The 21,734-nt window shown below is 66.2% G+C and carries 20 protein-coding genes; 8 read left to right on the plus strand and 12 right to left on the minus strand.

The window, feature by feature from the left end; translation table 11 throughout:
- Positions 1-273: 273 nt before the first annotated feature.
- The 7 genes from rpoD to dnaJ all read left to right on the plus strand — a co-directional run bounded on the left by rpoD (position 274) and on the right by dnaJ (position 8,980).
- Positions 274-2,490, plus strand: a complete 2,217-nt coding sequence (gene rpoD / locus KGA65_RS13450) for an RNA polymerase sigma factor RpoD (protein ID WP_225863642.1) — start codon at positions 274-276, stop codon at positions 2,488-2,490.
- A gap of 46 nt (positions 2,491-2,536) precedes the next feature.
- The gene (locus tag KGA65_RS13455; protein WP_225863643.1) at positions 2,537-3,484 is read left to right on the plus strand and encodes an adenylate/guanylate cyclase domain-containing protein; all 948 of its coding nucleotides are present in this window, start codon (positions 2,537-2,539) and stop codon (positions 3,482-3,484) included.
- A gap of 48 nt (positions 3,485-3,532) precedes the next feature.
- Complete coding sequence (hemH, locus tag KGA65_RS13460; protein ID WP_225863644.1) at positions 3,533-4,630, plus strand: ferrochelatase; 1,098 nt, start codon at positions 3,533-3,535, stop codon at positions 4,628-4,630.
- Complete coding sequence (locus tag KGA65_RS13465) at positions 4,623-5,054, plus strand: Hsp15 family ribosome-associated heat shock protein (protein WP_225863645.1); 432 nt, start codon at positions 4,623-4,625, stop codon at positions 5,052-5,054. The genes hemH and KGA65_RS13465 overlap by 8 nt, the downstream gene beginning before the upstream one ends.
- Before the next feature lie 109 nt (positions 5,055-5,163).
- Positions 5,164-5,691, plus strand: coding sequence for a nucleotide exchange factor GrpE (gene grpE / locus KGA65_RS13470; RefSeq protein ID WP_225863646.1), 528 nt, complete (start codon positions 5,164-5,166; stop codon positions 5,689-5,691).
- 95 nt (positions 5,692-5,786) lie between these two features.
- A complete protein-coding gene (gene dnaK, locus KGA65_RS13475; RefSeq protein WP_225863647.1) occupies positions 5,787-7,724 on the plus strand; it encodes a molecular chaperone DnaK in 1,938 nt (645 codons plus the stop codon).
- Positions 7,725-7,834: 110 nt separating this feature from the next.
- Positions 7,835-8,980, plus strand: a complete 1,146-nt coding sequence (gene dnaJ / locus KGA65_RS13480) for a molecular chaperone DnaJ (protein ID WP_225863648.1) — start codon at positions 7,835-7,837, stop codon at positions 8,978-8,980.
- 67 nt (positions 8,981-9,047) lie between these two features.
- Here dnaJ and KGA65_RS13485 read toward each other — a convergent pair whose 3' ends face one another.
- The 8 genes from KGA65_RS13485 to ppsA form a co-directional block, all read right to left on the minus strand.
- Positions 9,048-10,292: a TolB-like translocation protein gene (locus tag KGA65_RS13485; protein ID WP_225863649.1), complete on the minus strand. Its 1,245-nt coding sequence runs from the start codon at positions 10,290-10,292 to the stop codon at positions 9,048-9,050.
- A 196-nt stretch (positions 10,293-10,488) separates the two neighbouring features.
- On the minus strand, positions 10,489-11,622 hold the full coding sequence (locus KGA65_RS13490; protein WP_225863650.1) for a PA0069 family radical SAM protein: 1,134 nt from the start codon (positions 11,620-11,622) through the stop codon (positions 10,489-10,491).
- A 53-nt stretch (positions 11,623-11,675) separates the two neighbouring features.
- Entirely contained in the window at positions 11,676-13,091 is a 1,416-nt protein-coding gene (gene dnaB / locus KGA65_RS13495; protein WP_225863651.1) for a replicative DNA helicase, read from the minus strand.
- Positions 13,092-13,233: 142 nt separating this feature from the next.
- Positions 13,234-13,686 (minus strand): 50S ribosomal protein L9, encoded by a 453-nt coding sequence (rplI, locus tag KGA65_RS13500; protein ID WP_225863652.1) that lies wholly within the window; start codon positions 13,684-13,686, stop codon positions 13,234-13,236.
- Between the two features lie 14 nt (positions 13,687-13,700).
- Positions 13,701-13,985 (minus strand): 30S ribosomal protein S18, encoded by a 285-nt coding sequence (rpsR, locus tag KGA65_RS13505; RefSeq protein ID WP_225863653.1) that lies wholly within the window; start codon positions 13,983-13,985, stop codon positions 13,701-13,703.
- Positions 13,986-14,001: 16 nt separating this feature from the next.
- Positions 14,002-14,310, minus strand: a complete 309-nt coding sequence (gene priB / locus KGA65_RS13510; RefSeq protein WP_225863654.1) for a primosomal replication protein N — start codon at positions 14,308-14,310, stop codon at positions 14,002-14,004.
- A 34-nt stretch (positions 14,311-14,344) separates the two neighbouring features.
- Positions 14,345-14,707 carry a 30S ribosomal protein S6 gene (rpsF, locus tag KGA65_RS13515; protein WP_225864106.1) on the minus strand — a complete coding sequence of 121 codons (363 nt, stop codon included), beginning with the start codon at positions 14,705-14,707 and terminating at the stop codon, positions 14,345-14,347.
- A 201-nt stretch (positions 14,708-14,908) separates the two neighbouring features.
- On the minus strand, positions 14,909-17,311 hold the full coding sequence (ppsA, locus tag KGA65_RS13520) for a phosphoenolpyruvate synthase (RefSeq protein ID WP_225863655.1): 2,403 nt from the start codon (positions 17,309-17,311) through the stop codon (positions 14,909-14,911).
- 223 nt (positions 17,312-17,534) lie between these two features.
- On the opposite strand from ppsA, the gene ppsR reads away from it, so the two are divergent.
- Positions 17,535-18,356 (plus strand): posphoenolpyruvate synthetase regulatory kinase/phosphorylase PpsR, encoded by an 822-nt coding sequence (ppsR, locus tag KGA65_RS13525; protein WP_225863656.1) that lies wholly within the window; start codon positions 17,535-17,537, stop codon positions 18,354-18,356.
- A 10-nt stretch (positions 18,357-18,366) separates the two neighbouring features.
- Here ppsR and KGA65_RS13530 read toward each other — a convergent pair whose 3' ends face one another.
- Genes KGA65_RS13530 through lpxA form a run of 4 tightly spaced genes read right to left on the minus strand, consistent with a single transcriptional unit; the run spans position 18,367 to position 21,721 of the window.
- Positions 18,367-19,176: a TrmH family RNA methyltransferase gene (locus KGA65_RS13530; RefSeq protein WP_225863657.1), complete on the minus strand. Its 810-nt coding sequence runs from the start codon at positions 19,174-19,176 to the stop codon at positions 18,367-18,369.
- Positions 19,173-19,799: a ribonuclease HII gene (rnhB, locus tag KGA65_RS13535; RefSeq protein ID WP_225863658.1), complete on the minus strand. Its 627-nt coding sequence runs from the start codon at positions 19,797-19,799 to the stop codon at positions 19,173-19,175. Before rnhB ends, KGA65_RS13530 begins: the two co-directional genes overlap by 4 nt.
- The gene (gene lpxB / locus KGA65_RS13540; protein ID WP_225864107.1) at positions 19,771-20,889 is read right to left on the minus strand and encodes a lipid-A-disaccharide synthase; all 1,119 of its coding nucleotides are present in this window, start codon (positions 20,887-20,889) and stop codon (positions 19,771-19,773) included. The genes rnhB and lpxB overlap by 29 nt, the downstream gene beginning before the upstream one ends.
- 43 nt (positions 20,890-20,932) lie before the next feature.
- Entirely contained in the window at positions 20,933-21,721 is a 789-nt protein-coding gene (gene lpxA / locus KGA65_RS13545) for an acyl-ACP--UDP-N-acetylglucosamine O-acyltransferase (protein ID WP_225863659.1), read from the minus strand.
- Positions 21,722-21,734: the final 13 nt, after the last annotated feature.

The following is a 21,734-nucleotide window of genomic DNA, read 5'->3' on the forward strand; positions in this document are numbered from 1 at the left end:
CCAGGTATAATCCAAAACTCTTTTCGGCAAGAGGGACAGCAGCACCTCCGGTCCAGGCCACCCGCGACACGGGTCAGACATCGGCCACCTCCCCCGCCAGGGCTGCAGATTCGATCAACGTCCCCGCGATCTTGCCTGTCCGGCGGGCGTCCCCATGTGTGTGATGCCATCGCTTGCGCACGCCCTTCGTTGAATGGAATGGCCTGATTCCAGGCCGCTGCGTGCGTTGGCCAGCCGTCGGACCTGATCCCGATTCACACCTCAAGGATTTGCATGACCGCGAAGAAGACCGCCGCCAAGACTGCCAAGCCCGCTGCCGAGGCCGAGGAGCTGCAGCCGGTGAAGACCCGTGCCACCAAAGCCAAGACGGCCACCGCCGAGGAAGGCAAGGCCAAACGGGGACGCAAGCCCAAGGCGGAAACCACCAGCAAGAAGAAGGCGGACGCCGAGGAGCTGGTGGAAGACGACCTGAGCGACATCGAAGCCGATCTCGAGGGTGAAGCCGAGGCCGAGGTCGACACCGCGGAAGCCGCCGATGTGGTGGAAGTGGGCGAAGAGAAGCCCAAGGCCAAGCCGCTGCGCATGAAGGTCAGCCGCGCCAAGGAGCGCGCGCTGATGCGCGAGTTCGGCCTGGACGAAACCGCCCTGACCGAAGAGGAAGTCGCCAAGCGCCGCCAGGAGCTCAAGACCCTCATCAAGATGGGCAAGACGCGTGGCTACCTCACGCACCAGGAAATCAACGACCACCTGCCCGAAAAGCTGGTCGAGAACGAGATCCTGGAAGCCATCGTGTCCATGTTGAACGACATGGGCATCGCGGTCTATGAACAAGCGCCCGATGCGGCCACGCTGCTGATCGCCGGCGGCGCCACCTCGACCGCCACCGAAGAGGAAGCGGAAGAGGCCGCGGAAGCCGCGCTGTCCACCGTCGATTCCGAGTTCGGCCGCACCACCGACCCCGTGCGCATGTACATGCGCGAGATGGGCTCGGTCGAACTGCTGACCCGGGAAGGCGAAATCGAGATCGCCAAGCGCATCGAAGGCGGCCTGCAGGCCATGATGCTGGCCATCTCGGCCTCGCCCACGACCATCGCCGAGATCCTGGGCATGGCCGACAAGATCGCCGCCGGTGAGATGCAGATCTCCGAGGTGGTGGACGGCTTCGTGGCCGAGGACGAGGCCGATGACTACGTGGCCGAAGAAGACTTCGACGAATTCGACGAAGACGATGACGACGACGGCAACGGCGGCTCCAAGGCGCTGACCAAGAAGCTCGAAGAGCTGAAGGTGGCGGCGCTGGCCAAGTTCACCGAACTGCGTACGAACTTCGACAAGATGCGCAAGGCCTTCGAGAAGGAAGGCTACAAGTCGCAGGCCTACAACAAGGCCCAGCAGGCCATCAGCGACGAGCTGATGACCATCCGCTTCACGGTCAAGACCATCGAGAAGTTGTGCGACATCCTGCGCTCGCAGGTGGATGACGTGCGCCGCTACGAACGCGAGATCCGCAAGATCGCGGTCGACAAGTGCGGCATGCCGCAAGAGCACTTCATCAAGAACTTCCCGCCCAACGTGCTGAACCTGAAGTGGGCCGAAAAGGAAATCGCCACCGGCAAGCCCTACAGCGCCGTGCTGAGCCGCAACCTGCCTGCCGTGCAGGAACTGCAGCAGAAGCTGATCGACCTGCAGGCCCGTGCCGTGGTGCCCATCGAGGATCTGAAGGGCATCAACAAGCGCATGAACGAAGGCGAACGGGCCTCGCGCGATGCCAAGAAGGAAATGATCGAGGCCAACCTGCGGCTGGTGATCTCGATCGCCAAGAAGTACACCAACCGCGGTCTGCAGTTCCTGGACCTGATCCAGGAGGGCAACATCGGCCTGATGAAGGCGGTGGACAAGTTCGAATACCGTCGCGGCTACAAATTCTCGACCTATGCGACGTGGTGGATCCGTCAGGCCATCACCCGCTCGATCGCCGACCAGGCCCGCACCATCCGCATCCCGGTTCACATGATCGAGACGATCAACAAGATGAACCGCATCTCGCGCCAGCACCTGCAGGAGTTCGGCTACGAGCCGGACGCCCCGACGCTGGCCGAGAAGATGGAGATGCCCGAGGACAAGATCCGCAAGATCATGAAGATCGCCAAGGAGCCGATCTCCATGGAGACGCCGATCGGCGACGACGACGACAGCCACCTGGGCGACTTCATCGAGGACACGAACAACGTGGCCCCGGTGGAAGCCGCGATGCAGGCCGGTCTGCGCGACGTGGTCAAGGACATCCTCGACAGCCTCACCCCGCGCGAAGCCAAGGTGCTGCGCATGCGCTTCGGCATCGAGATGTCCACCGACCACACGCTGGAGGAGGTGGGCAAGCAGTTCGACGTGACCCGAGAACGCATCCGGCAGATCGAGGCCAAGGCGATCCGCAAGCTCAAGCACCCAAGCCGCTCGGACAAGCTGCGGACCTACCTCGACAACATGTGACGATGCCGTGCCGACCGCGAGGTCGGCACGCTAAACTGCGCCGGACATGGCTTCGATCAAGCGCAGAACCGTCCTCTTTGCCGACTTGCGCGGCAGCACGGCGCTGTACGAGGCCCTGGGCAATGCCCAGGCCAGCTCGGTCGTGTCGGAGCTGATGCGGCCGCTGGTGCGTTGCATCCCTGCGTGCGGGGGCCAGCTGGTCAAGACCCTGGGGGACGGCCTGATGGCCATCTTTCCCACGGCCCGCGAGGCCTTGGCTGCCGCCATCCAGATGCAGGATGAACTGGCGGGCCTGCCTCCGCGCCGCCTGAGCCAGGAACGCACCGGCCTGCCCCAACTGCAGATCGCCATCACCGCCGGCGAGGTGGTCGAGATGGGCGGCGACTGCTTCGGCGATGCGGTCAACGTGGCCGCACGCTTGCTGGAACACGCCGGCGACGGCGAACTGCTGATCAGCCGCGAAGTCCACGACGACCTGCCCTGGGAAGCCCAGACCCGCTTTCGCCGCCTGGACCGGGTGCACCTGCGCGGCCGCAGCGAGCCGGTCGAGGTGTTCCAGTTCAGCCGCCTGGGCGGGCCGGACACCCAGGTCACCCAGTTGGACGCGCCGCCCCTGCCTGCCGAGGCCCAGGGCATCGAGCTGGTCTGGGGCGGCGGAGTGCACAGCTTTCACCGCGACGACCTGCCACTGGTGCTGGGGCGTGCCTCCAGTGCCAATCTGGTGATCGACGAGGCGCGCGTCTCACGCACCCATGCGCGGATCGAGGTCCAGGGCGGTGCCCTGCAGCTGACCGACCTCAGCATCAACGGCACCTTCGTGCGCTTCGCGGGCGAGGAAGAGGTGCTGAGCCTGCGCCGTGGCAGCTGCACCCTGCATGGCCAGGGCGAGATCGCGCTGGGGGGACCGCCGGGCGAGCCCGCCACCCCCGTGGTCCGGTTCGCCCTGCTGAGCGAGCCCCCCGAACGGCACGACACCCTGCCCCGGCTCTTCTGAGCCACTCCTCCTGCCCGCCTGCCGGCCACCACGACACGCGCCCTGCCCATGCACTACGCCCCGCCCCCCCCGTTCCAGCACGGACAGTCTGAACCCATCGGCATCCTGCTGCTCAACCTGGGCACCCCGGATGCACCCACGCCCGCCGCGGTGCGGCGCTATCTGGCGGAGTTCCTGAGCGACCCGCGGGTGGTGGAACTGCCTCGGCTGCTCTGGGCCCCCATCCTGCACGGCATCATCCTGCGGGTCCGGCCGGCCAAGTCGGCCCGCAAATACGCCAGCATCTGGACCCCGGAGGGCTCCCCGCTGCTGGCCTGGACCCGCCGACAGGCCCAGGCCCTGCAGGCCCGGCTGGACGAGCGCCACACGCCAGGCGCCCTGCGGGTGGAGCCGGCCATGCGCTATGGCCACCCTTCGGTGCCGGAAGCCCTGAACCGGTTGCAGGCAGCGGGCGCCCGGCGCATCCTGGTGCTGCCGGCCTATCCGCAGTATTCCGGCGCCACCACGGGCAGTGCCTTCGACGCCGTGGCGGCCTGGGGCCGCTGCACCCGCTGGGTTCCTGAACTGCGCTTCGTCGGTGCCTACCACGACGACCCGGCCTACATTGCCGCGCTGGCCGACAGCATCCGCAGCCAATGGCAGCAGTTGGGCACGCCCGACATCCTGGTGACCAGCTTCCACGGCATGCCCGAGCGCACCCTGCACCAGGGCGACCCCTATCACTGCCAGTGCCAGAAAACCGCCCGCCTGCTGGGCGAGGCTCTGGACTGGCCCCGCGAGCGCCTGCGGGTGACCTTCCAGAGCCGATTTGGCAAGGCCAAGTGGCTGGAGCCGGCGACGGAACCCACCTTGCAGGCGCTGGCCCAGGAAGGCCACCACCATGTCCAGGTGGTCTGCCCCGGCTTCTCGGCCGACTGCCTGGAGACCCTGGAGGAAATCGCCCAGGAGGGTCGCGCGACCTTCCTGAACGCCGGGGGGCAGCAGTTCCACTACCTGCCCTGCCTGAACGACAGCCCGCAAGGCATCGACACCCTGCTGACGCTCACGGAGCGCCACCTGAGTGGCTGGCCCCTGGCACCCCACTCCGCCGAGGCGGCCCAGGCCTGCCGGCAGCGCGCACAGGCCATGGGGGCCTCCCATGGCTGAGCGCTCACCCGCCTCCGAGGCCAGCGGCGTGCGCCTGGACAAATGGCTGTGGGCGGCCCGTTTCTTCAAGACCCGTTCACTGGCGGTCGAGGCCATCGGCAAGAACCGGGTGGACGTCAACGGCCAGCCGGCCAAGGCCAGCCGCGAGGTGCGTCCTGGCGACCTGGTGCTGCTGCGCGAACCCGGCCAGCCCCCCCGTGAACTGCAGATCCGCGCCATCAGCCAGGTGCGCGGCCCGGCCCCGGTGGCCCAGCAACTCTATGAAGAAACCGCCTCCAGCCTGGCGGCCCGGGAAGCCGCCCGGGAAGCCCGGCGGCAGGGCATCGAACCCGCTCAGGCGATCATCCACGGGCGGCCCACCAAACGCGACCGGCGTCAGCTGACCGACTGGGCCCGTTGGAGCGTCAGCCTGGACGAGGAGTGATGGACCGTGACAGACGGGCCCCACCCGCAGAGAATTTCCTGCGAGGGGCTTGAAATCCAATCCCAGGGCCCCATGTTGCCTAGCAACCGGATATTTCGTCGACCCACCCATGAATCCCAACGACATCCCTGCCGACCACCCGAATCCCGAGACGGCCGCTTCCCCATCGGCCGAGGCCGTTGCCCCCGAGGCGCAACTGGCTGATTTGCAGGCCAAACATGCCGAAGTGTCGGACGCCTACCTGCGGGCCAAGGCGGAAGCCGAGAACATCCGCCGCCGCAGTGAGGAGGAGATTTCCAAGGCCCGCAAATTCGCCGTTGAATCCTTTGCCGAGAGCCTGCTGCCGGTGAAGGACAGCCTGGAAGCCGCCATCGCGATGCCGGATGCCCCGGTCGACAAGGTGCTGGAGGGCGTGCACGCCACGCTGCGCCAGCTCGCCTCGGCGCTGGAGCGCAACAAGGTGCTGGAGATCAACCCGCCGGGCGGCACCAAGTTCGACCCGCATCAGCATCAGGCCATCAGCATGGTGCCTGCCGAGCAGGAGGCCAATACCGTCGTGGCGGTCCTGCAAAAGGGCTACCTGATTTCCGACCGCGTGCTGCGCCCGGCCCTGGTGACGGTGGCCGCGCCAAAGTAATCCCGAATTGACAAGAATCCTGGCCCTGGCGCCTTGAAAAGCCGGCGGCCACCCGCAATTCCCGCTCAACGGAAACGAATACAGGAGAAACACAGATGGGCAAGATCATTGGCATCGACCTGGGCACCACCAACTCGTGCGTGGCCATCATGGAAGGCAACTCGACCAAGGTGATCGAGAACTCCGAAGGCGCGCGCACCACGCCGTCCATCATCGCCTACCAGGAAGATGGTGAGGTGCTGGTGGGTGCCTCGGCCAAGCGCCAGGCGGTGACCAACCCGAAGAACACGCTGTTCGCCGTGAAGCGCCTGATCGGCCGCAAGTTCGCCGAAAAGGAAGTGCAAAAGGACATCCACCTGATGCCCTATGCCATCGCCGCGGCCGACAACGGTGATGCTTGGGTGGAAGTGCGCGGCAAGAAGATGGCGCCTCCGCAAGTCAGCGCCGAAGTGCTGCGCAAGATGAAGAAGACCGCCGAGGATTACCTGGGCGAGCCGGTGACTGAAGCCGTGATCACGGTGCCGGCCTACTTCAACGACGCCCAGCGCCAGGCCACCAAGGACGCCGGCCGCATCGCCGGTCTGGAAGTCAAGCGCATCATCAACGAGCCCACGGCCGCGGCCCTGGCCTTCGGCCTGGACAAGGGTGGCAAGGGCGACCGCAAGATCGCCGTCTATGACCTGGGTGGCGGCACCTTCGACATCTCGATCATCGAGATCGCCGACGTGGACGGCGAAATGCAGTTCGAGGTGCTGTCGACCAACGGCGACACCTTCCTGGGTGGCGAGGACTTCGACCAGCGCATCATCGACTACATCATCGCCGAGTTCAAGAAGGAATCCGGTGTCGACCTGACCAAGGACGTGCTGGCTCTGCAGCGCCTGAAGGAAGCCGCGGAAAAGGCCAAGATCGAGCTGTCGAACTCCTCGCAGACCGATGTCAACCTGCCCTACATCACGGCGGACGCCTCCGGCCCGAAGCACCTGAACGTCAAGCTGACCCGCGCCAAGCTGGAAAGCCTGGTCGAGGAACTGATCGAACGCACGATCGAGCCCTGCCGCACCGCCATCAAGGACGCCGGCCTGAAGGTGTCGGACGTCGATGACGTGATCCTGGTCGGCGGCATGACCCGCATGCCCAAGGTGCAGGAGAAGGTCAAGGAGTTCTTCGGCAAGGAGCCGCGCAAGGACGTGAACCCGGACGAGGCCGTGGCCGTCGGTGCCGCCATCCAGGGCCAGGTGCTCTCGGGTGAGCGCAAGGACGTGCTGCTGCTGGACGTCACTCCGCTGAGCCTGGGCATCGAGACCCTGGGCGGCGTGATGACCAAGATGATCAAGAAGAACACCACGATCCCGACCAAGTTCTCGCAGGTGTTCTCGACCGCCGACGACAACCAGCCGGCCGTGACCATCAAGGTGTTCCAGGGCGAGCGCGAAATGGCCTCGGCCAACAAGAGCCTGGGCGAGTTCAACCTGGAAGGCATTCCGCCCGCTCCGCGTGGTCTGCCGCAGATCGAGGTGACCTTCGACATCGACGCCAACGGCATCCTGCACGTCAGCGCCAAGGACAAGGGCACGGGCAAGGAGAACCAGATCACCATCAAGGCGAACTCGGGTCTGACCGAAGACGAGATCCAGAAGATGGTGAAGGACGCCGAGCTCAACGCCGCCGAGGACGCCAAGAAGCTGGAACTCATCCAGGCCCGCAACCAGGCCGACGCGATGATCCACTCGGTCAAGAAGAGCCTGTCCGAGCATGGCGACAAGCTCGACGCGGCCGAGAAGGAGAAGATCGAGGCCGCGCTGAAGGACGCCGAGGAAGCCATCAAGGGCGATGACAAGGCCGCCATCGACGCCAAGACGGAAGCCCTGATGACCGCGAGCCAGAAGCTGGGCGAAAAGATGTACGCCGAACAGCAGGCCGCCCAGGCGGGCGATGCCCAACCGGGCGCCCAGGCTCAGCCGGGTGCGGAATCGGCCAAGGCCGGCGAGGACGACGTGGTCGACGCCGAGTTCAAGGAAGTCAAGAAGTGATCGGCTTGGCCGGGCGACCCAGCCCGGCCTTCCATCGCGCCGCGTCCGGCGCGCAGTGCAGCACTGCGTACCGGCGCGGCGTCTCCATTTCTCAGCGTTGAGTGCTGTTCATGGCAAAGCGTGATTACTACGAAATCCTGGGGCTCGCGAAAGGGGCCACCGAGGACGAGATCAAGAAGGCCTACCGCAAGCTGGCCATGAAGTTCCACCCGGACCGCAACCAGGGGGACGGCGCCAAGGCGGCTGAGGAGAAGTTCAAGGAGGCCAAGGAGGCCTACGAGATCCTCTCCGACGAGCAGAAGCGCGCGGCCTATGACCAGTATGGTCATGCGGGTGTGGACCCCAATGCCGGCGGCTTCCGTGGCGGCCCGGGTGCGGAAGGTTTCGGCGGCTTCGCCGAGGCCTTTGGCGACATCTTCGGCGACATCTTTGGTGGCGGCGGCGGGGGGGGCCGACGCGGTGGCCAGCAGGTCTACCGTGGCAACGACCTCAGCTACGCCATGGAGATCACGCTGGAAGAGGCCGCCCTGGGCAAGGAAACCCAGATCCGCGTACCGAGCTGGGACAACTGCGACACCTGCGGCGGCACGGGTGCCAAGCCGGGCACCAAGACCAAGACCTGCAGCACCTGCGGTGGCTCCGGCACGGTGCACATGCGCCAGGGCTTCTTCAGCGTGCAGCAGACCTGCCCGCACTGCCATGGCACCGGCAAGATCATCCCCGAGCCTTGCACGGCCTGCAATGGTGCCGGCAGGATCAAGCGCCAGAAGACGCTGGAGGTGAAGATCCCCGCCGGCATCAACGAAGGCATGCGCATTCGCTCCGCTGGCAACGGCGAACCGGGCCAGAACGGCGGTCCGGCGGGGGATCTCTACATCGAGATCCGCATCAAGCCGCACGACATCTTCGAGCGCGATGGCGACGATCTGCACTGCACGGTGCCGGTGTCCATCACCACCGCCGCCCTGGGCGGCTCGGTCGAGGTTCCCACGCTGTCCAGCAAGCTGGAGATCGAACTGCCCGAGGGCACCCAGCACGGCAAGACCTTCCGGCTGCGTGGCAAGGGCATCAAGGGCATCCGCTCCTCCTACCCCGGTGATCTGTACTGCCACGTCACCCTGGAGACGCCGGTCAAGCTGACGGAGCATCAGCGCAAGCTGCTGAAGGAGCTCGACGAATCCCTGAAGAAGGGCGGCGACAAGCACTCCCCCAACAGCAAGAGCTGGACGGACCGGGTGAAGGAGCTCTTCAAGTAAGCCCCCTCTGGCGCGGCCACCGCCCTGCCCCCTCAGGGACACCGCCAGGTGTCCCTTTTTTTCGCGCTCAGTGCGCCGCGCGCATGCCCGCGATGGCCGGCCCCAGCTGGGTGTCGACGCGCCAGACCCCTTCCGGCACGAAGGTCTGACTGCCGGCGAACCACTGATAGCGGTTGTAGTAGATGAAGGGCCCCTGGGCCGTGATGAAGTATTCCGGGTCCATGCGCACGCGTGCGGGTGCATCCGCCGGCGTCAGGTTCACCAGGGCAGCGTTCTCCGGCAGGATGCCCACCATGGCCAACCGGCTGGGCTGGGAGAAGTCCGACGGATCCTGGCCGGTGTTCATCTGGAAGAAGATGTAGGACTTGCCGTTGTGGATGAAGTACTCCGGCGACCACAGGTACGGGGTTTCCGCAGGCAGCGACACCTCGTTGAGGATCACCCAGCGCCGGCGGCCATTGGCCTGCAACTGGTAGCGGTAGACCACCAGCTGCGCCCCGTTGCGGATCGAGAAGAACACCCAGTCGCCGCCATATTCCGGCGCCGCCCACATCATCGCGCCGAAGTTGTCGGCGGCCTCGTTGGTGATCTGCTCCGTCGCTCCGGTGTCGGTGTCGTACAAGAACACGGCGTGGTAGCCGGCCGAAGGCGTCAACCGCTGCCCCCGTGCCGACAGGATGATCTTGTGGGTGCCCGGCACCCAGCGCCGAGACCCCGCTGCATAGCCGCTGAGGGGCACCACGGTCAGCGGCTGGGCGACATCCAGCATCTGCCAATAGGTCTTCAGCTTGGCCAGGTCCTGGTAATGCACCCGGGCCTCGAGGTCCGACGCATCCCCCGAAGCCAGCGGTGACTGCATGTGCGCACCACTGGGCAACACGCTGGGCACCCACCCGGAGCCGACCTGCGACGCCATGACCACGCCAGCAGTCGTTTTGTCCGGCGTGCTGCTGCCGACGTACTTGGTGTAGACGATCTGCGACCCCTGCTGGGACAGCGCCCACTCCGGGCCGTTGCCAAAATCGGTCGCAAAGGCCGCCATCCGGTCGACACGCTCCCCCTTGCCATCGGCCGGCAGGAAGGCACCTGTCAGCGGATCCACATGGGCCACCCACAGCTGGCGCGATCCATCGACGAAGGTGAGCCGCGAGTTCCCGTCACCGCCGTTGCAACTGGGACAGTCGACGCCGTCGCGCCCCCAATCGAACTCGTAGTCGATGATCGGGCTGGTGGTGACCCGCACCTCCGCGCCCGAGGGAACATCCGACGCCCTCGGCGCGGCCTGGGCGCCGAGCGCCGCGGCCAACAGCACCCAGGACCATGCCCCCACACGGCCGGGCCGATGTGCGGGATTGCGGTGATTCACTGTCTGCATCTGTCCCTCCCCCTTGAATCCAGCGGTTGCGTGCTGGTGGCGAAGGGCGAATGGTCAGGGGGCCCTACACAGGCGTCAATCAGCGACGGCACGGAGCCATCCTGCAACGAATGGATACATTCTCAAGGCGGCCTCAAAAGAGGGACATCTGCTCGCTGGCGTGCCCTTCCGGCGGAGGGGCGGGACGGGAGGAGAACAGGCGCTCGTCCAGGGGAATGCGCTGCTGGCGCAGGCCGTGGCGGCGGCAGGCCATGGCAAACCGTTGATGGGCCAACTCGGCCCATGGCCCCTGCCCGGTCATGCGATGGCCGAAGCGCGCATCGTTGACCCGGCCACCGCGGAGATCCCGGATGCGGGCCATCACCCGCTCCGCCCGGTCGGGGAAATGGGTGCCCAGCCATTGCTGGAACAGCGGAGCCACCTCCCAGGGCAGACGCAGCGGAATACTGAAGCCGGCCGAAGCCCCCGCCTTGGCGGCGGCTTCGACGATGTGCTCGATCTCCGGCTCATTCACGAAGGGAATGACCGGCGACACGCTCAGCCCCACAGGCACCCCGGCCTCGGTCAGACGCTGCATGGCCTGCAGGCGGCGGGCAGGGCTGGCCGCGCGTGGTTCCAGAATCCGGGCCAGTGCGGGGTCCAGGGTGGTGATCGACTGGTACACCGCCACCAGCCCCTGCGCGGCCAGCGGCGCCAGCAGGTCGAGGTCCCGGACCACGCCGGCGGACTTGGTGATGATCGAGAACGGGTGGCGGAACTCTGCCAGCACCTCGATCAGGGCACGGGTGATGCGCAGCGTGCGCTCGGCCGGCTGATAGGCGTCGGTCACGGAACCGATGTTCAGCGCCCCAGGCCGGTAACCGGGCCGACCCAGGGCCTCCCGCAGGCGCTGCGCCGCATTGGTCTTGGCAACAATGCGGATTTCGAAATCCAGCCCCGGCGACCAGCCCAGGTAGCCATGCGTGGGCCGGGCATAGCAGTAGATACAGCCATGCTCGCAGCCCCGGTACGGGTTGATGGAGAGGTCGAAACCGACGTCGGGCGAGTCGTTGCGGCTGAGGATGGCACGGGCCAGCTCCGCCGTCACCACCGTGGCCGGCGGCGTACCGTCTTGCCGGCGCAGCCCCTCGGCTTCCAGACCGCCCCAGCCGTCGTCCAGCGGGGCGCGCTCAGCCCCGTCGAAGCGACTGTGGATCGCCCAGACGGTGCCGCGCCCCTTGCGCGCGGGCGGTGTGCAGGCGGAGGGAAGGTGGGGCGCGTCGGACATACTGTATTTTTATACAGCATGCCGCTGGCTTTCAAGCGGCGCCCGGCCCTCGTTCAGTATTCACCGTAAGAGGCCTCAGGCGCCAGGTTGTCAAACTTGGTCGACTGCTTCAGGAAGGCCAGCCGCACCGTGCCCACCGGGCCATTCCGCTGCTTGCCGATGATGATCTCGGCCACGCCCGGCTCCTTGGATTCCTTGTTGTAGTACTCGTCGCGGTAGATGAACATGATCACGTCCGCATCCTGCTCGATGGCCCCCGATTCCCGCAGATCGGACATCATCGGTCGCTTGTCGGTGCGGGTTTCCACGCTGCGGTTGAGCTGGGACAGCGCGATCACCGGGCAATTGAGCTCCTTGGCCAGGGCTTTGAGGCTCCGGGAGATTTCCGACAGCTCGGTGGCGCGGTTCTCGCCTGCAGACGCATTGCTGCCGGACATCAGCTGCAGGTAGTCGATCACGATCAACCCCAGCTTGCCGCATTGGCGAGCCTGTCGCCGCGCACGTGCGCGCAGTTCGGCCGGGTTCAGACCCGGCGTCTCGTCGATGAACACCGCGGCCTTCGACAGCCGGTCCACGGCCTCTGTCAACCGGGCCCACTCGTCGTCCTTCAACGCACCGGTGCGCAAATGCTGCTGGTCGATCCGGCCCAGCGAACCCACCAGACGCAGGGCCAACTGGTTGGCGCCCATTTCCATCGAGAACACCACCACCGGCAGGCCTTCGTTGACCGCCACGTTCTCGGCGATGTTCAGCGCAAAGGCGGTCTTGCCCATGGAAGGCCGGGCGGCCAGGATGATCAGGTCGCCGCCCTGCAGCCCGGCGGTCATGCGGTCCATGTCGTAGAAGCCGGTGCGCACGCCCGTGACTTCCTCGGCCCCGTTCTCGGCCAGCTCGGTCACGCGGTCGATCAGGTCCATGACCAGCTTGTCCATGCTGTGGAAGCCGACCTTGGTGCGCTGCCCCTCCTCCGCGATCTTGAAAATCTTGGTTTCGGCCTCGTCCAGGATGGTCGAAGCCGCCTTGCCCTGCGGATTGAAGGCCTGGGTGGCGACCTCGTCCGAGACGGCGATCAGCTTGCGCAGCACCGCACGCTCACGCACGATCTCCGCATAGCGGCGCATGTTGGCCGCGCTCGGCACACTCTGTGCCAGGGCGTTCAGGTAGTTCAGGCCACCACAGTCCTCGGCCTTGCCCAGCACCTGCAGCTGTTCGAAGACCGTGATCACGTCGGCCGGTTTGCTCGCGCCGATCAGCGTCCCGATGGCAGCAAAGATCATCCGGTGCTCGTAGCGGTAGAAATCCCCCTCCCCCAGCACGTCCGCCGCGCGGTCCCAAGCGCCGTTGTCCAGCAACAGCCCCCCCAGCACGCTTTGCTCGGCCTCAATGGAATGTGGTGGCACCCGCAGCTTGGCGATTTCCTCGTCGCGAGGACCGGCCTGGGGATCGTGGGCGTCGAAGATGGTGGGCATCGTCAAATGATACGGGGAGGCTTGCCATTCGCGTTGTGCACAAGCCTGTGGATTTCGCGGGGACAGCCGGTGGATGTCTGTCGCGCCCAAAAGAAAAAGGGCCGGTCAAGACCGGCCCCTGTGGATGGTGGCGAAAACCGGATTATTCGGCTTCGGCAACCACCTTCACGGTGATGTCCACCACCACGTCGGTGTGGGCCGCCACGCTGACGGGGAACTCGCCCACGGCCTTCAGCGGGCCATTGGGCATGCGCACCTGCGCCTTGGGGATCTCGAAACCGGACTTGCCCAGAGCTTCAGCGATGTCATGGTTGGTGACCGAGCCGAACAGACGGCCGTCCACACCGGCCTTCTGAGCGATGGTGACGGTCAGGCCAGCCAGCTTCTCGCCCACGGCTTGGGCGGCGGCCAGCTTCTCAGCCGCCACCTTCTCCAGCTCGGCACGGCGGGCTTCGAATTCCTTGATCGCGACATCCGTGGCACGACGGGCCAGCTTGGTCGGGATCAGGAAGTTGCGGGCGTAGCCGTCCTTGACCTTGACGATGTCGCCCAGGTTGCCCAGGTTGGCCACTTTTTCCAGCAGGATGATTTGCATGGTGGGCTCTCCTATCAGACCTTGTGTTGGTCGCTGTACGGCAGCATGGCCAGGAAGCGGGCACGCTTGATGGCGTTGGTCAGCTGACGTTGGAAGAAGGCACGGGTACCGGTCAGGCGGGCCGGCGTGATCTTGCCGTTTTCACCCACGAAATCGCGCAGCAGATCCACGTCCTTGTAGTCGATGTGCTCGACACCGGCGACGGTGAAGCGGCAGAACTTCTTGCGGCGGAACAGCAGCGATTGCTGGTTGCGCTTGGGACGACGGTCCTTCGAAAAACGGGACTTTGACGGGGGCATGATGACCTCTGAATTTCTATCCGGGTTGCGATGCAGGTTCGGGCGCAGCGATGCTCGTCACATGGAACACCACCCCTTTGCCGTTGCGCGAGGGAGCCAGGAAGCCGGCGAACTGGGCCGGAACTCCCAGCACCAGCGTCAGCGCCGGGCGGGTGATGTCTCCAATCGCCACCGCACGGATCTGGAGAGATACCTTGCGAGGCAAGCCGTTCTGGGTGACCTCCGAATCCGACTGCAAGGTCAGATCCAGGGCCGGCAGACCGGCGGGGGTGTAACGCAGCGCACCACGTTCGATCACCTGGGCTGCGAGAACCAGACGGTTCATGGCAGAGTCAGTGACCGAACCGAACCTGGCGGGTTCAGGCGGCGGATTCCTGGGCAGCCTTGCGGGCTTCTTCCTTCTCGACCGACTTCATCATGATGGAGGGGGCGGTTTCAGCCTTGTCCATCTTGACGGTCAGGTGACGCAGCACGGCATCGTTGAAGCGGAAGCCAGTTTCCAGCTCGTTCAGGATTTCACCCGAGCACTCGATGTTCAGGCACAGGTAATGCGCCTTGGCGAGCTTCTGGATCATGTAGGCCAGCTGACGGCGGCCCCAGTCTTCCACGCGATGAACCTTGCCGCCGCCTGCGGTGACGAGGCCCTTGTAACGCTCCAGCATGGCCGGAACTTGTTCGCTTTGATCCGGATGGATCAGCAGAACGATCTCATAGTGACGCATGAAAACTCCTTGTGGTTTCCGTGGTCCCTTGCGGGATGTCCCTTTCGGATGCGGGACGGAAGCTGCCCAGGCGCGTCGATGAACCTTGGACAGCAAGGGGAAAGCCGATGATTATAGCCCCAATGAAACAGGCCGGGCAAACCCGGCCTGTGCCATGGTGAGGAAGCCTCTTGCGAGAGGCCCCCCCCTGGATCGGCCTGCTCAGCTGGCCTTCTTGGCCAGCAGCGTCCAGGTCTCGACCACCGAATCGGGGTTCAGCGAGATCGAGACGATGCCCTCATCCGCCAGCCACTGGGCGAAATCGGGATGGTCGCTGGGGCCCTGCCCGCAGATGCCGATGTACTTGCCGGTGGCACGGCAGGCCGCGATGGCGCGCGAGATCATGGCCTTCACAGCCGGATCACGTTCGTCGAAGTCCTCGGCCAGCAGCTCCAGGCCGGAGTCGCGGTCCAGGCCCAGGGTCAGCTGGGTCAGGTCGTTCGAGCCGATGGACATACCGTCGAAGTGCTGCAGAAACTGCTCAGCCAGGATGGCGTTGCTGGGCACCTCGCACATCATGATGACGCGCAGGCCGTTCTCACCGCGCTTGAGACCACGCTTGGCCAGCAGGTCGATGACACGCTCGGCCTGACGCACCGTGCGCACGAACGGCACCATGATTTCGACGTTGGTCAGGCCCATGTCGTTGCGCACGCGCTTCAAGGCCTCACACTCCATGCCGAAGGCGTCGGTGAACTCGCCGCTGATGTAGCGGGAGGCACCGCGGAAGCCCAGCATGGGGTTCTCTTCGTCCGGCTCATAGCGCGAGCCACCGATCAGCTTTTTGTACTCGTTGGACTTGAAGTCCGACAGGCGCACGATGACCGCCTTGGGCCAGAAGGCTGCGGCGATGGTGGCGATGCCCTCGGCCAGCTTGTCCACGTAGAAGGCGCGCGGCGAAGCGTGGCCCCGGGCCACCGACTCGACCGCCTTCTTCAGGTCCGGGTCGACATTGGGATAGTCGAGGATGGCCTTCGGGTGGATGCCGATGTTGTTGTTGATGATGAACTCCAGGCGGGCCAGGCCGACACCGGAGTTGGGCAACTGGGCGAAGTTGAAGGCCAGCTGGGGATTGCCCACGTTCATCATGATCTTGACCGGGCTGTGCGGCATCTCGCCACGGCTCACCTCGGTCACTTCGGTTTCCAGCAGACCGTCGTAGACGTAGCCGGTGTCGCCTTCAGAGCAGGCCACGGTCACCAGGGCACCGTCGGCCAGCTTCTCGGTCGCGTCGCCGCAACCCACCACGGCCGGGATGCCCAGTTCACGCGCGATGATCGCCGCGTGGCAGGTGCGGCCGCCGCGGTTGGTCACGATGGCGCTGGCGCGCTTCATCACTGGCTCCCAGTTGGGGTCGGTCATGTCGGTGACCAGCACATCACCAGGCTGCACGCGGTCCATCTCGGTGATGGAGCTGACCAGGCGCACCGGGCCGGTACCGATCTTCTGCCCGATGGCACGGCCTTCGGCCAGCACCGTGCTGTGGCCCTTGAGCTTGTAGCGATGCTCGACCTGGTTCTCGGCCTGGCTGCGCACGGTCTCGGGACGGGCCTGCAGGATGTAGAGCTTGCCGTCCACACCGTCCTTGCCCCACTCGATGTCCATCGGGCGGGCATAGTGCTTCTCGATGATCATCGCGTAACGGGCCAGCTCGGTGACGTCGGCGTCGCTCAGCGAGTAACGGTTGCGCTGCTCCGGCGGGGTGTCTTCGGTCTTGACCAGCTTGCCGCTGGCGGCCTTCTCCTCGGGCGAGGCGAAGGTCATCTTGATCAGCTTGGAGCCCAGCGTGCGGCGAATCACCGCCAGCTTGCCGGCTTCCAGCGCCGGCTTGTGCACGTAGAACTCGTCGGGGTTCACCGCGCCCTGCACCACCGTCTCGCCCAGGCCATAGCTGGAGGTGACGAAGACCACGTCCTTGAAGCCGGACTCGGTGTCGATGGTGAACATCACGCCGGCCGCACCCAGGTCGGAACGCACCATGCGCTGCACGCCAGCCGACAGAGCCACCACGTCATGGGCGAAGCCCTTGTGCACGCGGTAGCTGATGGCGCGGTCGTTGTAGAGGGAGGCGAAGACCTCCTTCATCTTGTGCAGCACATCCTCAATGCCATGCACGTTCAGGAAGGTCTCCTGCTGACCGGCGAAGGAGGCGTCGGGCAGATCCTCGGCCGTGGCCGAGGATCGCACGGCCCAGCTGGCGTCGGGCGAACCGGCCGAGACACGTTCGTACTCGGCGCGCACGGCAGCCTCGAAGTCAGGCGGGAACGGCGCGTCTTCCACCCACTTGCGGATCTCGGCGCCAGCTTCGGCCAGGGCACGCACATCCTCGATGTCCAGCGCGGCCAGACGGGCACTGATCTTGTCGGTCAGGCCACCGTGGGCCAGGAAGGCGCGGAAGGCATGGGCGGTGGTGGCAAAGCCCCCCGGCACGCGCACGCCGGCCTCGGCCAGCTGGCTGATCATCTCGCCGAGGCTGGCGTTCTTGCCGCCGACGGTCTCGACGTCGGTCATCCTCAGATGTTCAAAGGGGACGACCAGTGCGGTGTCCGAGAAGTTGTGGGACATGAAAGCTCCTTGATGACAAAAAACCGGTGCCGCCACGACACGACCGGACCCGACGCGCTTCCCCCCAGGCATGTGATGGTTGTTCTGGCCTGGCAGAGCGCCGATCCGGGCAGACCACTGACGGATTTCCGTCACACAGCCCGCGCCATCGTGGCGAAGATCCCCGAATTCTACGGACGGAATGCCTATGATTGGCCTCGACACTCGACAAAAGGTTGCCTACATGCCCAATCGCACTGTGTTTTATGTCTCTGATGGCACCGGCATCACGGCAGAAACCTTCGGCCACTCCATCCTGGCACAGTTCTCGGCCAAACCCCGCCACGTGCGGCGGCCCTTCATCGACACCATCGACAAGGCCCACAAGGTGGTGACGGAAATCAACACGGTGGCCGCCGCCGAAGGACGCCGCCCCATCGTCTTCATCACACTGGCCCGGCTGGATGTGCGCAGCGTGCTCAACAGCAGCGACTGCAAGGGGCTGGTGATGGACCTGTTCCAGTCGTTCGTGGAGCCGCTGGAACGCGAGTTCGGCCTCAAGTCCAACCACCGGGTGGGCCGCTTCTCCGACATCGCCCGCAGCCAGGAATACAACGACCGGATCGAGGCCATCAATTTCTCGCTGGCCCATGACGACGGCCAGTCCTCGCGCAACCTGGAGGCCGCCGACGTGATCCTGGTGGGGGTGAGCCGCAGCGGCAAGACCCCGACCTCGCTGTACCTGGCCATGCAGCATGGCATCAAGGCCGCCAACTACCCACTGATCCCCGAGGACTTCGAGCGCGGTCACCTGCCCTCCTCGCTCACACCCTACAAGCACAAGTGCTTCGGGCTGACCATCGACCCGGAGCGGTTGGCCCACATCCGCAACGAACGCCGCCCCGACAGCCACTACGCATCGATCGAAAACTGCCGCTACGAGGTCAAGGAAGCCGAGAAGCTGATGAAGCGCAGCGGCATCCACTGGCTCAGCTCAACCCACAAGTCGATTGAGGAGATCGCCGCCACCATTCTGCGCGACGTGCTCTCCGACCACACGGTCTGAGGGAGAAGGCTCAGCGTGCCGGCTGGATCACGCCGGTCGCACTGGCGAAGAGGCAGATCGCCGCGGCGGCGGCCACGTTGAGGGATTCCTCGCCCCCTGGCTGGGGAATGCTGACCGTGTGGGTGCAGCGGGCCATCAGGGCGGGCGCAATGCCCTGCCCCTCGTGCCCCAGCACCCAGCCACAAGGGTGTGGCAGCGGTGACTGCCCCAGCACCAGCCCGGCGTGCGAGCTGGTGGCCAGCAGTGGCACCCCCAGCTCGGCCACGGCGTCCGTCGCCAGGCCCTCGACCAGATGCAGGCCGAAATGGGCCCCCATGCCGGCCCGCATCACCTTGGGCGACCACAACGCCGCCGTGCCCTTGAGCGCCAGCACCTGGTGAACGCCAAAGGCCGCCGCGCTGCGCAGGATGCTGCCGACGTTGCCCGCGTCCTGCAGGCGGTCCAGCACCAGGGTGAAGACCCCTGGCGCAATCGCCGCAGCGGGCGGCAGCGTGACCAGCGCCCCCACCGAGACCGGCGACTCCAGCGTCCCCAGCTGGCGGAACAGCTCCGCCGGCACCTGCACCGTGCGCCGGGCCTGGTCGCTCCATGACTGCCAATCGGCGCGGGCCGTCCAGGCCTGGTCGCTCATCACCAGCGCGTCCAGCATCCAGCCTCGGGCCAGGGCCGCGCTCACCAGATGATCGCCCTCCAGCCAGACCTGTCCAAGCTTGCGGTAGGCCCCGGGATCGGCCGACAGCTTGCGGATGCGCTGCAGCAGCGGGTTGTCCCGCGAGGTGACGGGCTGCGCCTCGCGCGGCGCGGAACCGGTGTCGCTCATGCCTGCGCCTCCAAGGCCGCCCGCACCGGGCCAAAGCTGCGCCGATGCACCGGCGCCGCGCCCAGGTCGCGCAAGGCCGCCAGGTGCTCGGGCGTCGGGTAGCCCTTGTGGGTGGCAAAGCCATAGGCCGGCCACTGGGCGTGCATGGCCTCGCACAGGCGGTCCCGGTGCACCTTGGCCAGGATGGAGGCAGCCGAGATGGCCGGCACCTTGGTGTCGCCTTTGACGATCGCCTCGCCCGGCACCTTCAGCACCGGCAGTCGGTTGCCATCGACCAGCACCTTGGCCGGGGGCAGGCGCAGGCCCTCCACCGCCCGGCGCATGGCCAGCATCGTGGCGTGCAAGATGTTGAGGCGGTCGATCTCCTCGACACTGGCCTCGGCGATGCAGCAGCACAAGGCCTTGGCCCGGATCTCGTCGTAGAGCCGGTCGCGCCGGCGCGGCGTGAGCTGCTTGGAATCGCGTAGGCCCTCGATCGGATGCAGGTCGTCCAGGATCACGGCGGCAGCCACGACCGGCCCGGCCAAGGGGCCACGGCCGGCCTCGTCCACGCCGGCCACCAGGCCGGGTACATCAAAGGGCAGCATCATTTGTTCAGGCGCCGAGGACTTGCGCGATGGCATCGCTGGCCTTGCGCGCCGTGTCCTGACGCAGCGTGTGGTGAAGTTCGGTGAAACGGGCCTGCAGGCGCTCGCGGCGGGCCGCATCGTCCAGCCAGGCCAGACCTTCGCGGGCCAGCGCCTCGGGCGTGGCGTCGTGCTGCAGCAGCTCCGGCACCGCGAAGTCCCGCAGCAGGATGTTGGGCAGGCCCACCCAGGGCAGGTAGGCCATGTGCCGCATGTACTGCCAGTTCAGCCAGTGCATGCGGTAGGTGATGACCATCGGCCGTTTGAACAGTGCGGCCTCCAGCGTGGCGGTGCCGCTCGCGATCAGTGTGAGATCACAGGCCGCCAGCACCTCGTGCGAACGTCCCGGCAGGCATTGCAGATCGAGGGCGGGCGCATGCTGCGCCACCAGGGCCTGCACCTCCGCCTCCAGCCCCGGTGCCATCGGCAGCACAAACCGCAGGCGAGAGCGCTGAGCCGCCATCCGCACCGCCGCCTGCAGCAGCGACGGGCCGATGTAGCGCAGCTCGCTGCGCCGGCTCCCCGGCAGCAAGGCCACCACGGTGTCGTCCTGCCCCAGGCCCAGGGTCGCACGGGCAGCCGCCTGAGGCACCTCCAGCGGAATCTCGTCCGCCATCGGATGCCCCACGAAGGTGGCGGCCACGCCATGCTCGGCCAGCAAGGCCGGCTCGAACGGAAACAGGCACAGCACATGGTCGGCGGCGGCGGCGAGCCTCTTCACCCGCCCCCCGCGCCAGGCCCAGATGGAGGGGCAGACGAAGTGCACCGTGCGAATGCCCTGGGCCTTGAGCGGTTGCTCCAGGCCGAAATTGAAGTCCGGCGCGTCCACCCCGATGAACACGTCAGGCCGCTGTACCAGCAGGCGGTCACGCAACTGGGTGCGGATGCCCAGCAGCTCGCGGTAATGGCGCAGCGCATCCACATACCCGAAGACCGACAGCTTGTGGCTGGGCCACCAGGCCTCGAAGCCCTGGGCCTGCATGCGCGGCCCGCCGATCCCGGCGGCGTTCAGCCCGGGCCAGCGTGCATGCAGCCCCTGCAGCAACAAGCTGGCCAGCAGGTCACCGGACGCCTCGCCGGCCACCATGCCGATGCGAGGTGCCTGGACCGGTGCGAGAGTGCCCGGCACCTCAGCGCACGATGCCGCGCTCGGCGGCGGCCAGGAAGGACAGCATGGCGTCCACATCCCCGTCGGCCTCGGGCACCTGCCCGCGCAGGCCGGCAATCGCTTCCTGGGCCTGGGCCAGCGTGAGCCCGCTGCGGTAGAGCAGCTTGTGCATCTGTTTGATCACGCCCTGCCGCTCGGTCGAGAAGCCGCGCCGGCGCAGACCGGTCAGGTTCACCGCCCGCGCGGTCAGCGGGTTGCCGTCCACCGTCATGAACGGAGGCACATCCTGCGCCACATGGCCTTGGAAGCCGATCATCGCGTGCGCGCCGATCTTGACGAACTGGTGCACACCGCTCAGCCCACCGATGGTGGCCCAGTCGCCCACATGCACATGGCCGGCCAGCGTGGCGTTGTTGGCCAGCACGCAGTGGCTGCCCAGTTGCACGTCATGGGCCACATGCACATAGGCCATGATCCAGTTGTCGGAGCCGACCCGGGTCACGCCACCATCCTGCACGGTACCGGCGTTGAAGGTACAAAACTCGCGCACGGTGTTGCGGTCGCCGATCACCAACTCGGTGTCTTCGCCCGCGTACTTCATGTCCTGCGGCACCGCGCCGATGGAGCTGAATTGGAAGAACCGGTTGTCGCGACCGATGGTGGTGCGGCCCTCGATGACGCAATGCGCCCCGACGGTGGAGCCGGCCCCGATGCGGACCTGGGGGCCGATCACCGCGTAGGGCCCGACGCTCACCGAACTGTCCAGTTCAGCGGCCGGGTCGACCAGGGCTGTGGAATGGATGCTGGCCATCGCCGCGCCTCCC

The sequence above is a fragment of the Ideonella benzenivorans genome, assembly GCF_020387415.1.
In the GTDB taxonomy this organism is placed as follows: domain Bacteria; phylum Pseudomonadota; class Gammaproteobacteria; order Burkholderiales; family Burkholderiaceae_C; genus Ideonella; species Ideonella benzenivorans.